Here is a 14221-nt window from a genome sequence, read left to right as displayed (position 1 = left end):
ACCCGTTCTTTAGACACTGGATCGTAATGCCCCTACCATCGATTCAAGGAATGCTAACCGATACGCTATACCACTCGCTTGAGGACGCGCAGCATCAAGTCAATACCATGTTGCTTGGTAAACAGCAGGAAGTGCGTCTTGCCTTCGTCGCATTGCTGTCCGGCGGTCATTTGTTGCTGGAAGACCTGCCCGGTCTAGGTAAAACCACCCTGGCGCACGCATTAGCCTCGAGCCTGGGATTGCACTTTCGCCGTGTGCAGTTCACCTCCGATCTGATGCCGGCCGATGTGCTTGGGATCTCGGTATACAACACACAGAATCAGCAGTTTGAGTTCCATCCAGGCCCAGTATTCACCCATGTGTTGCTGGCCGATGAGATCAACCGAGCACCACCACGCACGCAAAGTGCACTCCTGGAAGCGATGGCTGAACAACAAGTCACCCTTGATGGTGTCACTCGCCCGCTGTCGGAACCGTTCTTAGTGATTGCCACTCAGAACCCTGTTGACCTGTACGGCACTTTCCCACTGCCAGATTCGCAATTGGATCGCTTTTTGCTGAGACTCAGCCTGGGTTACCCCAGCGTCGAGGCTGAATGTACTCTGCTATCCGGCATGGATCGACGAGAACTTATTGCAAACACCGTGCCACGACTGAAAGAGGCAGAGGTGATCCTGTTGCGCCAAACAGTGCTTCGAGTACACGTCAGCGATGCACTGATTAACTACGTGCAAGCACTGTTGTTGCGAAGTCGCCAGCAGACTGGCGTGCGTGTAGGTTTGTCTCCGCGTGCTGGCATTGCCCTGCTGCGCGCAGCGAAAGCCTACGCACTGCTCTCAGGTCGTGAGTACGTGCTACCGGAGGACATTCAAGCACTCTTCGTTGCAGTCGCCGGACACCGTCTGGTGCCAGAAGCCGAAACCGCTTCCACCGGACTAGAGCTGGCTAAGACATTGCTGTACAGCGTGCCCGTGGACTGAGCGTGCGCACACTCCTACGCCACTGGATCCAACGTGCTGGGATGCTGGCACGCCCGCACGGCCCCGAATCTATGCCGGTAACACTGGATCGGCAGCGTATTTACATGCTGCCCACTCCTTTCGGCCTATTCTTTGCGATCTTAATGATAGCGATGCTAGTAGGAGGACTGAACTACAACAACAACATGGCACTCCTATTGGCACTGCTGCTCAGCGGAGCTGGCATTGGCAGTGCATTGGCCACACATCTACAGCTCGCTGGGCTTTGTTTGGAAATACTCCCATCCAAACCGGTCGCCGCCGGACAACCGCTGCGGATGCGACTCCTGCTGGACAGTGCCCAACCTCGCCCTCGTCCGGGGCTGCACTTGAAGCATGAAGACGTACAAACGTATTGCTCGCTTTCTCCAGGAGTGTCTGTCGAAGTCAACCTGAAGGTGACTAGTACGCACCGTGGCTGGCGCAGATTGTCACGCATTCGGATCTCCACTGTGCAGCCACTAGGGTTGATCATGGCTTGGTCCTGGGTATGGCCGGAACAGCCTCTGCTGGTGTATCCATCTGCGGAACAAAGCGGTCCACCACCTCCGATCAACGATGGCCATAGAGCGCACACTTGGCGACACGGCGTGCAGAACGAAGAAATGCACCAATTACGCTCGTATCGCCCTGGCGATGCCGCCCGTACCATCGCCTGGAAGCACTCAGCACGGCGCAGCGCACTCTTGGTACGTGAGTATCAACAGCCTGTCGGCTCGGAAGTACTGCTGGACTGGAACCAACTGTACACCCTGCCCTATGAGCATCGCATCGCACGCCTGACACGTTGGGTCAATGAAGCCGAGCGGGAAGGCTGGCGCTACCGTTTGTCTCTTCCCGGCCATCCTGAATTGGGCTATGGCCAAGGTGCCCACCACCACCACGGTTGCTTGCGCATGCTGGCTCTTTTACCAAATGCCTAAACCAAATTCGCCTTCTCCCGCAAGCCGTGCCTGTGTGCTGGTCACTGCCTGGATCGCACTGACACCGTTGTTACTACAGATGCCGCGCCCTCTGTCGTTAGGCATCGTGGTGATGGCACTGGCCGTTGACACACTCACTTGGCGTAAAGCGCTTTGGGCACCTGTGCGGATACTGCTGGTGATAACGATGCTCGGCATGGTGTCTTGGCAAACGGAGATACGCTTTGACCGTGATACCGGATGTGCGGTGCTGGCGGCAATGCTGGCTATTAAAACCTCAGAACTACACAGCCTGCGGGATGCACGCAGCCTACTCGGTTTTGCTCTGTTCTCACCGTTTGCCGCATTCCTACTCGACCAAGGACCGGCAACCATGATATTTGCATTGCTCGTTGTGCCTGCTGCACTGCTGTCAATGCAGTACTTAGCCCAAGAACAAAGTCAGGTTCCGGCACTTCTACTGCGGTCCCAACTATTCAGCATCGGCAAACTGACTGTGCTGGGAGTGCCACTGGCTCTGGCCGCATTTTGGTTGCTGCCACGCTTGGATGCACCGCTATGGGGTGTTCCAGAGCGCACACTGGCACGTCCCGGATTGTCAGACAGGATGGCGCTCGACACCTGGGTCGATCTGATGAGCGACGACACCCCTGCACTGCGCGTAAGTTTCAATGGTCCAACACCACCACCGGAGCAGCGTTACTGGCGCGGACCGGTGATGTGGGACTTCGATGGGCGTAGCTGGCAAGCGACATCGCATGTCGATTTAACACCGCCGACACCCTTAGTGTCAGGTACGCAACACTTCAACTACAGCATGGATTACGAACCAACCGATCGCCACTACTTAGTCGCACTCGATCTGCCACTGGCCGCACCCGTCGGCGCACGCCTGACCGCCGAACGTAGCTTACTGTCGGAGGGTCCCCTGACTGCAATCACACGCTGGCAACTGCAATCAGCATCACCGACCAGTTTCGAGGAAACACTCACAGAAACGCAGCATCAACGCGCACTCGCTCTTCCTCTTGACTTTAATCCACGCACAGTAGCGTTGGGTCGGCAATGGCGGCAGGAGGCCGGTCATGACGATGCAGCCATCGTGCAGCGCGCACTGAAGTGGGTACGCAGCGAATTTACTTACACTTTGGCCACAGCACCGCCAGGCCGTCACGCGGTGGATGAGTTTCTATTTCGCGACAAAGCGGGCTTCTGCGAACATTTCGCTTCTGCATTTGTCGTGCTGATGCGTGCGTCTGGTATTCCTGCACGCGTGGTAACCGGCTATGTCGGTGGCGTCTACAACCATTTGGGCCATTATTGGGTGATACGCCGTATGGACGCCCACGCTTGGGCTGAGATCTGGCTACCGCAACGTGGCTGGGTAAGAGTTGACCCGACTATAGCTGTGGCACCCGAACGGATTCACGATACGTTGGAAGATCGCTTGGGACAGAACAATATCGGCACCAACATAGACGGCAATTGGCGATTAGCTGACATGAGAGACTGGTTGCGAAGCAGTTGGAACGACTTGGTATTAAGCTTCGACGCCAAACGCCAACAACAATTGCTGCACCCATTCGGCATCGACCATCTGCATGTATCTCAACTGATCATATTGTTTATCGCATTCGCATCAATTGCACTGAGCTGGATGGCGTGGTGGCTGGCCCGTGGCGAGCGAGAACGCGATCCGCTACTACGCGCTTGGCGTCGGCTCGGTCGCCGCTATGCGCGTCTTGGTCTAGAACGTAAACAGCACGAACCAGCACTGGTTTGGGCGAAACGAGTCGAACAACAGTATCCTGGCATCGGCTTATATACACTCAGCCAGCGTTTCACCAATGCACGTTATAATTGCAACCATTTGGACCACACTCTCATCCATGCTTTGCTGCAACATCGCCCGCATACCGGAGCACCTGAAATTGAGAACACGTTTGCTTGTTCCACTGATCACCCTTTTGGCGTTGGCTGCCTGTGTGACCGTGCCAAAGCCACTGCAAGGACAGTTCAGCACAATCACACCACGTGACTCCGTCACCAATGCCCAGATCGGCACTCTAGTGCGCTGGGGTGGCAAGATTATCAAAACCATACCTACCCATGGCCAGACTTGCTTCGAGATGATGTCACGCCAGCTCAGTCCATCGGGCCGTCCGGACAGTGATACCGGCGACGCCAACGACGGTCGTTTCATCGCCTGCCGTAACGGCTTTTACGATCCAGCGGTCTTCGAGCCTGGCCGTGAAGTGACTTTCATCGGAAAAATTGAGAGCTACGAAAACACACGCATCGGCGAATACGATTACAGGCTTCCCAAAGTCGCCGCCGACGTCATCTATCTGTGGCCAGTGATACGCGAAATTGAAGTTGTACCCGTCTATCCGTATGGCCCATGGGGCCCGATGGGGCCATGGGGCTGGGGTCATCCTCGCTGGTGGTGGTGAGAGCTACCACTCTGTAGGTAAGGCACGCGCCGCTGACCGTCAAGCGGCGGCGCATATTTCAAATAGCATCACCACATTCCCAAGGGTGCGCCAGCAAGCAGGTGCAGGTGGATGTGGAACACGGTCTGCCCACCATGCTCTCGACAATTCATCACGATACGGTACCCATCCTGCGCAAAGCCTTCGTGCCTGGCATATTCAGCTGCAGCTAACACGAGCTTGCCAATCAATGGACCTTGCTCTGGCCGCACATCGTCCAGGGTCGGGATCATCTCCCGCTTTGGAATAAACAATACATGCACCGGGGCTCGCGGCATGATGTCCTTAAAGCCCAGTACCTCCTCATCTTCGTAGACAATCGTGGCAGGAACTTCGCGACTGATAATCTTAGCGAAGATAGTCTCAGCAGACATACACACACTCACAGAAATGGGGATACACCAAGCTTAGCGGGTCAGCACGCTTTGGTTTGGCGTTCCGCATCACTGTTCAGACCACTTCATTACGGGTGCCAAACGCATGTGAAAGGGTGCCACGGTCTAAGTATTCCAGTTCCCCACCCAACGGCAAGCCTTGCGCCAGCCGGCTGGGGCGTACGCCATGCTGACGTGCCAGGAGCGCCAAGTAGTGCGCTGTCGTCTCACCTTCCACCGTCGCATTAGTAGCAATGATCAGCTCGGTGACCTCACCGGCGGCAAGACGTTGACCTAAACGGTCCAGCCCAAGTTCGTGCGGGCCGATCCCATCCAGAGGAGACAGCCGCCCCTGCAAAATAAAATAAAGCCCGCGATAGCCAGTGGCGTGCTCAATCGCCAGCCGGTCAGCCGGCGACTCGACTACGCATAGCTGCTGGCGATCACGGCTGGAGCTAGCACAGATCGCACAGATCTTGGTCTCACTGAAGTCACGGCACTCCGTACAATGACCAATTTGCTCAATCGCACGGCCCAAAACATCGGCCAAGTGACGACCGCCTTCACGTTCACGCTCGAGCACATGGTAGGCCATACGCTGGGCGGTCTTCTGACCGACACCTGGCAAGATGCGGAAGGCACCGATTAATTGCTCAAGCAAATATGTATGCATAACGTGTCTACGATACCAAGCCTGATACCTCGCCAATCAAGCCAACAATCAACCGGGCAAACACTGTCAAGTACAATGCACCGTTCACAATACAACGTCACAAATCGTCCAATGCCTTCCGAGACAACGGATCTGCGCCGTAGGTTCATTCACCATCCACTGCGTGGTCATCCTGTCAAGCACGCTCAGAACGGCAGCTTGAAGCCAGGCGGAAGCGACATGCCAAGAGTGGCTGAACCCATTCTTGCCTTGGATTCAGTATCCACCTTGTTGGAAGCATCATTGAACGCGGCAGTGATCAAATCTTCAATCATTTCGTGATCGGCCAATATGCTGGGATCGATACGTACTTTGCGACACTCTTTAGTACCGCTGAGGATCACGCTCACCATACCACCACCTGCGCTGCCAGTAACCTCCAACTTGGCTAGTTCTTCTTGGGCACGCTGCAGATTCTCCTGCATCTTCTGTGCCTGCTGCATCAATTGGGCAATATTGCCTCGCATCATTAGCTACTCATCGTAAGGACGTATGGAATCGGTAACAACCTTGGCAGCATGCTGATGGATCAGATGCTGCACTACATGATCGCTCATGAAAGCTTCTTCGGCCACCCGCTGACGCTCACTCTTCTGACGATGGGTGCGCTCATGCAGGGTTTCGACTTGAATGTTTCTGGTTTCGATCTGTACTTTAGGTGCCTGACCCAGCAACCGAGTCAGTGCTTGGATCAAATCCGTCACAGAACGTGTCGACTGCAGATATTCAAACTCCGGAGCCAGCGCCAAACGCAGGACGTTGTCCTCATGAGAGACAAAAGCGGCATGAGCAGCCAATTGCTTAGACGGACCACTCAACCCAATGCGCTCGACCAACGCAAGCCATTGTCCAACATCAGTGATATTCCCATCACAAGAACCAGCTTCATCGACTTCGATGGAAGACGAGTGAGGCAACAAGGCATGCATCATTGGCACAGCGACATGATCTGGATTCGATTGCTCAGGAATCGTTGCCAGTGGGACGCGTTCTATCGTTCCCTCAGAAGAGGGAAGTATAGTCGGCTTGGTCAGCACCAACACATCGTCGAGCTGATACAGCAGTGGATTTTCCACGGGCATCATCGCTACTGTCGCTGTGTTCGACTGAGCCACACGAATGTCATCATCGCCCCTTGGAGGTGGAGCAACCGCAAGCGGTGGGAGATCAGAACGGGATTCGGACATCGCATACACGGCGGCTCCATGTGCGTCACTGCCACTAGACGTCACTGTAACGGCGCTAATACCCGGCCCATCAGTCAACACCATACCCGGTGCGACTGCCGGAACAGGTCGGAACGCGAGCATCCGCAGCACTGTCATCTCAAATCCCACACGCGGACTTGGTGCCAAATGTAAGTCACGGCGTCCGTTGATGGTCATCTGGTACCAAAGTTGTACGATCTCCGGCTGTGTTTGTTCAGCAAATGGAGCCACGTTCAATGTGTGCCCTGCAAACGCCACCGAAGGCACCAGTTGCCGTACTTGAATCATGTGCAAGGCTTCAGCCAGGGCATCCAGCACCCCGCCCCAGTCTGGCGAAAACTCAGCTAATGTTGCCACCACCTGTAACACTCGCTCACCGTCACCGGCAGTTAACGCAGCCAACATCACATCAATCTGAGTACGATCCACCGTACCGAGCATGGTCCGTACTACATCCTCGCGCAACGCCCCCCCAGCATAAGCAATCGCCTGGTCTAACAAAGAAAGACCATCACGTAATGAACCGTCAGCGGCCTTGGCCAGCTGTGCGATCGCACCTTGATCTGCTGCAATCCGCTCAGCGGTCAGGATCTTGCTTATTTGACCGTGGATCTGTTCCTCGTCCAAGCGCTTTAGGTTGAACTGCAAACAGCGAGACAATACGGTCACAGGTAGCTTCTGAGGATCAGTCGTTGCCAGCAGGAATTTCACGTGCGGTGGTGGCTCCTCCAGCGTCTTGAGCAGCGCGTTAAACGCTGCTTTAGAGAGCATATGCACCTCGTCGATCAGATAGACCTTGAACTTACCTCTGGTGGGCATGTATTGCGCGTTTTCTATCATCTCGCGCACATCATCCACACCAGTATTGGAGGCAGCGTCGATCTCCAGCAAGTCGATATAGCGGCCAGCATCAATGTCCAAACAAGCTGTACACTGGCCACATGGATCGGCACTCGTGCCCTGCTCGCAGTTCAGTGATTTAGCAAAGATACGCGCAATAGTCGTCTTGCCCACACCACGGGTACCAGTAAATAGGAATGCGTGATGGACACGGCCACTTTCCAACGCATTACTCAGCGCACGGACCACATGCTCTTGGCCCACCAGCTCGGCAAACCGCTTGGGACGCCACTTGCGAGCAAGAACAAGATAGGACATTAGGGGATCATCTTCATCTAAATTGCTATTGTGACATGCTCGGCTGCAGGGGCCATATATGGTGCAATTGAACTTGTGAAGAATACTAAGCGAAGCTAAGATTTGCCCTTTAAATAATCCAAGTCACTGTGCTTGGTGAAAATTCAGGAGAGGTGTCCGAGTGGTTTAAGGAGCACGCCTGGAAAGTGTGTAAGCGTCTAAACCGCGCTTCGGGGGTTCGAATCCCCCTCTCTCCGCCATTTATCCAACATGTTGCAAGAAGGCCACCCGTCGAGGTGGCCTTTTTATTATCTAATTGCAGCACGTTGCGACACCGTACAGCTAGAAGAGCATCACCCACCATCGTAGGGACAACATGGCTAAGTAGGTGGATTAGGGCATTTTGGCTGTCCGGTACAACGCAAAGCGTACAGGTGAGGCTTGTAGACTGACTAAGGAATTACTCTTTGCCTACCGCAGCAAGATCTACAAAGATCTGATGCATGATGGGTGCAACAAGCCGATGGTCCAGCAGCGCTTAAAATCACTCAAGATGAAGGAGCAGCAAGGGAACTGCCCACTTTGCAATGAGGCCCCGCCTGAATGAGGGATGGTTCTGGAGTGCACCCTGGCAGTCGATAGGCAATACTCACCTGATTCACGCCACCTGCGAAGGCCGCAAAGAGCTACACCTAGTTCCGACCTTGGAGCTGATAGAGACCTGGACCAACCTTCTTGAACTTGGAAGCAGTCCACAGCCAAGTGATGTTGCGCGGCAAGGGCACAGATAGGGTGTTATCCAGTGTGCTGCCTGTATTATCTAAGCTTCCTGCAGCCTACGGCACGCTCGACAATGTCTCGCACCCGCAAAGGCTTGCCAGCACGCTTTAGCACTGCTTCGGCAGTAGGTAGGAAACCTTCACCAACTCTCTTAGGCATACACACCCTCGGTTCGAGAGAAAATTGGAATAGACCTTCGTATCCTCGGTCTTTGCGAGAAGGTGACGAAACAAGCGCCCGAAAACAGCAAGTGATTACAACTTCGTATCGCTTCGGCGATCCCACAAACATTAAAACTGAATGAATCGGCGGACGCAAAGCACTCTCAAAGGCTTTCAAAGAAGCGCTGATCATCGGTCGTATAGCGATCAGATCATCAGGCACAAGCTGCTGATGATACCGCCTATCGCGCCCAATGCTTGTACCCATGTAAGGCGGATCCATAGAAGTAACGTGGTGTCGCCTCGAAAGTAGTTTCCAGCGCCCCCCCCTTTCCGAAAGTTCGTCTTGCTGCGAAGCAGGGCTGATGCCTCCTCGATTGCTCCAGCCATTTTATATGGCTCCATTCCCAATCAGCGCTTGTCATGCGATGGGGTGAACCGCCCTCCCCATTGAAACGCACCACGTTCTTGACGCAACGACAAATCAGATACAAATAATCAACCGGGTCCTTCTCATTTGAAATAGTCCGTTGAAACGATTGCTTGACCTCGCCAAAGCTGCACATACTTTTTTACGGTGTTGGAAGGCTGCTCAATAATTACAGCCCAAGACATACCGTTTGATGACCCCATGATGTGCCACGAGCACCCTCATTACCGCGCATCCCGCAAAAGGTTCATAAAACGATGCGATATCAGATGGCAACAATGAATAGATCATCGGCGCTAACATTCGCTTGCTGCACTGATAAGGAATCGAGTGAGGGAGTTTCTTTGCCATGCGTCTTTATCTAGATCGTTGGGAAGATCCAGCGTGGACTCTCGGCCATTAGGGAGCACAGCGCAATGTCTGGATGCGCCCGGCCACAAGGCTGTTCAGCGATTCGAGCCTGGTCAGCGAGACGATCCGCCCAGAGGCGGCGTGCCGCAAGCAGTAAGTGCGTTCATCGAGCTGGAATTCCCGAGGTCATTCCAGGTAAACCTGGGGCGCTCACCAGGCCTTCACCTACATGGACATGCAAGCACGGTAACCGTGATCAACCCACTACAGGGCCATCGTCACTTGGCATGGGACAGTTCCCACTGGGCGCTTCTGCCCCTTTAGCTGTCATCGTCAGTGTCTTCCACGTACACGCTGAGGGTGGGCTGATTGATCAGGATTGCTCGGCGTCGCGAGGTGGATGTGACGCTTGGCAACTAGAAAGCCCCGATTCGGTCAGTAACCACGGCGAATCATTTTTCATCTTGGCAACGATCGCATTGCGCTCCGCCTGCTGCTTCTGGTGGAAGACCTTCGTGGAGATAGTGCCTCTCATGCTTCGTCTACCGCGGCGATGACCTAGGTGACAAGCTGATTCATCAGATTCTCGATAGGGTTGGTCTTACCATGGATGAACTCGTCATTGGTTGCGTGCGAGTTGTGCTTGGTCAATAGGACGCCCTTGAGCTTGGCCGTGATCTAGACGTGCTACATGGCCCTACATACCTGCTACTGAAAATGCGATCAGACATGTCCCCGATGGCAGTGGCAACTGTGATGACTACGGTGGTTGCCAGTTCGAGCAAGCCTACCCCGTCGGTTCGGTACTGCACGCGCTTCGAATCACTCAGCATCAAAGCAGGTGACGTGAAGTACAACGAATGCAGGCGGCAAGCGGCCTACACCGCTTCTCAGCAGGTGGCTAGGTGTTGAACAGTTGCAGTGCGAGGACAGGATTGTAAGGCGACGCGAACCTCTTAAAACGTAGATGACACGGGTGCCAATATCGGGCGAGGTACTCATGACAAACATGCCCATGAGCAGCGCCTGTGATCTGGTAGAAGGTGGCATCACATGTGTGATCATTCGCAGAACTGTTCACGTCCTCCGGGTTATGCGGATTATGTGGCAGGTTTGGGACCCTCTCCAACCAGAAAGTGGTAGCACAAGGCGATAAAGCACTTCCCATTGACCATGATATGTTTCAATAACTCGAAGCGCGGTATATACGTGCTTCCTCGCGGGCGAGTCCTTCATTTCAACCTCTTTCCCCCATACCATTTACTCGATAACTTCGCCTTTCTCGAAATGATTTGGATAGGTCGGAATACGATATTCTTCATCATCATTAGTATTAACGATGTAGCGAGAGTGGTTGGATGTTTTCATCATTACTTCTGTTGAGACACTCCCGATTGTTGACATCCCCATTAAGCATTTTGATGCATGACAGGCTCCCTGGCAGTTTCCTGGAAGAATGGCGTATTCCGAATGTCCAATGACATTTTTGACAAGCATGAAGAACAATTCCCCACACGGACAATGTGGTTATTTCGTGCGACGACGAATAACTGACTGTCGCTGCTGAGAAGTCCTAGGAGTAACTCATTGGACTTATGAAATTGAGAAATGCACTTACCGATTATTTTGATTCTTGGATAGCTTACGTTTTCACAACTGACAGGAAAACTACACGATTGATTCATTGAATTTTCCAGATCCCCCTGATTAGCTAACTGTTAGAAGCAATCAGGACGGCACCTTGTCGATAATCCCCGAAGTGAAATATCCTTTGACTTTGCTGCACAATGCCCCTTCCCAACTCAGCTTTGGACGCCAATTCGTCTTGTAACCTGAAAAATGCGCAAATGCTTTGAGTACTTTAAACAACAGCGGTTGCCCGTCAACTCGATAGCTATTAAAGATGATGGAAAGTAAGCAGGCGCAGAGTAAAGTCTAGCCCCATGCGTGGCATCATTACTTAATATTTTAATTGTTTAATATCTCAGACGTAGTAGATGCTCTTGCAATCTTGAGAGCAAGACACCAAGTAAAGTATCTGACACAACAACAGATCTAGCGTTGGTACCCCCGCCCTCAAAACTTGACTTAATTATTTTCAACTTATATTATTTCAACTAGTGTATTCAGTAATCATTCTGTTACATATATGGACAATTCATACTTAAGTGCTAACGCTCCCTAGAGTTTAAGTTGTCACATCACTTTTAAAGTACAGGTAATCAATATGAAGACTTCCCTCTTGGTTCTCGGCCTTCTCTCCTCTATTCCCTTCGTTGCTTCGGCTGCTCAAGGTTTGTCTTATAACTACGTCGAGGGTGACTACGTAAGGACGAAAGCTGATGAAAACGCCAAGGGTTGGGCCTTAAAAGGCTCCTTTGCCTTTCATCCGAATTGGAGTGTGTTCGGTGACTACACTAAGCAGAAGTTCCGTAGCAGCGATTTGAAGCAACAACAGTGGCGGTTTGGTTTGGGATATAATTATTCCATCGCTGACCACACCGATCTTATAGCACGCATAGCGTACAAAAGGCTTAATCAAAACAGCTCAAACCCCAATTTTAACGGTATTAATCCTGAAGTTGGTTTGAACACTGCATTTGGTGATCATGTAGTAGTATATGGTTTAACTGGCTATGAGAAATACTTTAAAAAGAATGGAATCAGACCAGACAGCCAGTTCTATGGTCTCCTTGGTGGCCAAGCAAAGTTCGACCAACATTGGTCCCTGGACGGCCAGATGAAACTAGGCAAGGGAGGCGCCAAAGAATGGTCAGTCGGGCCACGTTTCAGCTGGTAAACAGTATCCTGACCCTTGACCAACAAGCACGTTTTTATCTCGTGCCACATTTTGAGGAAGAGGCCCCGATCCAAGGATCGGGCTTCTTTTTTTATTTAGGCAAAGTCGATATATGCCTTCCCCATGGGCGGTGGAGACATTGATCGCAGCTTAAAGACGGGGCGGCCTATCTCGGATATTAAACAGAATATCAAGGTATTCTGGCTTCTGCTCGCGTGCGAGCAGGGCTTTCATTCCAGCATCTGGGGTTATTTCTTCACGTAGAACAGCACGTACCGCTTCGGAAATCGGCAATTCGATACCATACTGCTCAGCTTGGCGCATTACCTCATCGGAGGTCTGCACAGACTCAACAACTTGACCAATCTCACGTATCGCATCTGACAGACTTTGTCCACGCCCCAAAGCGAAGCCTAGGCGACGGTTACGCGATAAGTCACCAGTACAAGTCAGTACTAGATCGCCAAGACCAGCCAAACCCATGAGCGTTTCCGGTCGAGCACCTATGGCCGCAGACAAACGTAGCATCTCATTGAGTCCACGAGTAATTAGGCCAGCACGCGCGTTCATGCCTAACCGCATGCCGTCAGCCACGCCAGTAGCTACTGCCAGCACATTCTTCATTGCCCCACCAAGCTCAGCACCAATCACGTCGTTGCCGGTATAGGCACGGAACATCGGACCATGCATCGTATTGGCCACAATCTGGGTAAAACGTGTATCTTCACCATGTACGGTAACCGCTGTAGGTAGACCCTGGGTAACTTCTTTAGCAAAGGACGGGCCCGTGACTACTGCTAACGGTACATCCGGCCCAAGGATTTCGCGAGCCACCTCGTGCAGGAAACGACCAGATCCTGGTTCGAAACCTTTGGTTGCCCAAGCAACACCAACACCGATTGAGAGCAATGGAACCAGTCGCCACAAAGTTTCAGTGAATGCATAAGAGGGTACTGCGACCAAAATCCAGTCAGCCCCTGAGATCGCTGCAGCCAAGTCGGTAGTGGCACGCAGCGTCTGAGGAAGCACAATCCCAGGTAAGTAACGGAAGTTTTGGTGGTTAATGTCGATGCTCTGTATAACTTGCGCATCGCGGCCCCACAATATGGTCGGATAGGTATGCCGAGCAACTAATGCCGCAAGAGCAGTTCCCCAAGAGCCGGCACCAAGAACAGCGATTTTCTGCTTCGGATCGCTCATCCTTGCAACATGCACCAAAACTTAAGCGTTACCAGCTGGTTTGGAAGTGACCTGCGAACCTTCCTTTTCATTTTGAGCCCTTTGGCGTAGGGTTTCAGCATATAGGGCGTCGAAATTAATCGGCTGTAAATAGAATGGTGGAAAGCCGCCTACCTGGATCAGATCACTAACCAACGAACGTACATAAGGGAACAATATGTTCGGACATTGGGTGCCAAGCAACACACCGATCGCCTGTTGATCCAAGCCGAATAGGCCAAACACGCCGGCCTGCTGTACTTCAACCACATAAGCAGTTTTTCCTGCAGCGGTACAAGTTAATGTCACATGTAACACCAGTTCGAAGGCGTTTTCGTTTAGGCGTTGCACTCTTTGGTTCAGATTGAGCTGTAATTCTGGTTGGGCAGTCTCATTGAAGACTGTCGGCGAATTCGGTGCCTCAAAAGAAACATCCTTGATGTAAATCTTCTCGATAGTAAAAGTAGGGCCAGCGATAGCTTCAGTCGGTTTAGTAGCACCGTTGGTAATTTCGTCGGACATTTCTAACTCCAGAAATGGTTTGGGTAAATGATGTGGGGAGTAGCAAGCACATTGGGAGTATCACATGAGTGCTGTACCTGATGATGGACAGTTC

12 protein-coding genes, 1 tRNA gene and 2 pseudogenes are annotated in these 14221 nt (G+C 52.5%); 7 read left to right on the top strand and 8 right to left on the bottom strand.

Features of this window, described 5'->3' with window-relative positions; translation table 11 throughout:
- Nucleotides 1-20: 20 nt before the first annotated feature.
- From PLS229_RS05890 to PLS229_RS05875, 4 genes are read left to right on the top strand one after another with little or no spacing between them, the layout of a single operon-like run.
- Nucleotides 21-980, top strand: a complete 960-nt coding sequence (locus tag PLS229_RS05890; RefSeq protein WP_114867219.1) for an AAA family ATPase — start codon at nt 21-23, stop codon at nt 978-980.
- Between the two features lie 2 nt (nt 981-982).
- Nucleotides 983-1942, top strand: a complete 960-nt coding sequence (locus PLS229_RS05885) for a DUF58 domain-containing protein (protein WP_038271319.1) — start codon at nt 983-985, stop codon at nt 1940-1942.
- Nucleotides 1935-3980: a transglutaminase TgpA family protein gene (locus tag PLS229_RS05880; protein WP_038271318.1), complete on the top strand. Its 2046-nt coding sequence runs from the start codon at nt 1935-1937 to the stop codon at nt 3978-3980. The genes PLS229_RS05885 and PLS229_RS05880 overlap by 8 nt, the downstream gene beginning before the upstream one ends.
- Nucleotides 3874-4395: a Slp family lipoprotein gene (locus PLS229_RS05875; protein ID WP_038271317.1), complete on the top strand. Its 522-nt coding sequence runs from the start codon at nt 3874-3876 to the stop codon at nt 4393-4395. Before PLS229_RS05880 ends, PLS229_RS05875 begins: the two co-directional genes overlap by 107 nt.
- Before the next feature lie 68 nt (nt 4396-4463).
- On the opposite strand, the gene PLS229_RS05870 is transcribed toward PLS229_RS05875, so the two are convergent.
- From PLS229_RS05870 to dnaX, 5 genes and pseudogenes are all read right to left on the bottom strand, one after another.
- Nucleotides 4464-4808 carry a histidine triad nucleotide-binding protein gene (locus PLS229_RS05870; protein WP_038271316.1) on the bottom strand — a complete coding sequence of 115 codons (345 nt, stop codon included), beginning with the start codon at nt 4806-4808 and terminating at the stop codon, nt 4464-4466.
- 76 nt (nt 4809-4884) lie between these two features.
- The gene (gene recR / locus PLS229_RS05865; RefSeq protein ID WP_038271315.1) at nt 4885-5481 is read right to left on the bottom strand and encodes a recombination mediator RecR; all 597 of its coding nucleotides are present in this window, start codon (nt 5479-5481) and stop codon (nt 4885-4887) included.
- 185 nt (nt 5482-5666) lie between these two features.
- On the bottom strand, nt 5667-5987 hold the full coding sequence (locus PLS229_RS05860) for a YbaB/EbfC family nucleoid-associated protein (protein WP_038271372.1): 321 nt from the start codon (nt 5985-5987) through the stop codon (nt 5667-5669).
- A 6-nt stretch (nt 5988-5993) separates the two neighbouring features.
- Nucleotides 5994-6401, bottom strand: a pseudogene (locus tag PLS229_RS12720) (DNA polymerase III subunit gamma/tau C-terminal domain-containing protein); the annotation flags it as partial.
- Between the two features lie 357 nt (nt 6402-6758).
- Nucleotides 6759-7886 (bottom strand): annotated as a pseudogene (gene dnaX, locus PLS229_RS12715) (DNA polymerase III subunit gamma/tau); the annotation flags it as partial.
- 146 nt (nt 7887-8032) lie between these two features.
- On the opposite strand from dnaX, the gene PLS229_RS05850 reads away from it, so the two are divergent.
- Nucleotides 8033-8125: transfer RNA gene (locus tag PLS229_RS05850), tRNA-Ser, on the top strand.
- A 475-nt stretch (nt 8126-8600) separates the two neighbouring features.
- A complete protein-coding gene (locus PLS229_RS05845) occupies nt 8601-8756 on the top strand; it encodes a hypothetical protein (protein ID WP_160165180.1) in 156 nt (51 codons plus the stop codon).
- A gap of 2091 nt (nt 8757-10847) precedes the next feature.
- On the opposite strand, the gene PLS229_RS05840 is transcribed toward PLS229_RS05845, so the two are convergent.
- Nucleotides 10848-11084, bottom strand: coding sequence for a hypothetical protein (locus tag PLS229_RS05840; protein ID WP_152536622.1), 237 nt, complete (start codon nt 11082-11084; stop codon nt 10848-10850).
- 730 nt (nt 11085-11814) lie between these two features.
- On the opposite strand from PLS229_RS05840, the gene PLS229_RS05835 reads away from it, so the two are divergent.
- The gene (locus tag PLS229_RS05835; protein WP_038271312.1) at nt 11815-12387 is read left to right on the top strand and encodes an OmpO family porin; all 573 of its coding nucleotides are present in this window, start codon (nt 11815-11817) and stop codon (nt 12385-12387) included.
- Between the two features lie 150 nt (nt 12388-12537).
- On the opposite strand, the gene PLS229_RS05830 is transcribed toward PLS229_RS05835, so the two are convergent.
- Together PLS229_RS05830 and secB are read right to left on the bottom strand one after the other, a co-directional pair.
- Nucleotides 12538-13587, bottom strand: coding sequence for an NAD(P)H-dependent glycerol-3-phosphate dehydrogenase (locus tag PLS229_RS05830; RefSeq protein WP_038271311.1), 1050 nt, complete (start codon nt 13585-13587; stop codon nt 12538-12540).
- 21 nt (nt 13588-13608) lie between these two features.
- Nucleotides 13609-14127: a protein-export chaperone SecB gene (gene secB, locus PLS229_RS05825; protein WP_038271310.1), complete on the bottom strand. Its 519-nt coding sequence runs from the start codon at nt 14125-14127 to the stop codon at nt 13609-13611.
- Between the last annotated feature and the right edge of the window lie 94 nt (nt 14128-14221).

The sequence above is a fragment of the Xylella taiwanensis genome (genome assembly GCF_013177435.1).
Lineage (GTDB): Bacteria > Pseudomonadota > Gammaproteobacteria > Xanthomonadales > Xanthomonadaceae > Xylella > Xylella taiwanensis.
Note: the sequence above shows the minus strand (reverse complement) of the source record. Positions and strands in the feature narration are given on the sequence as shown.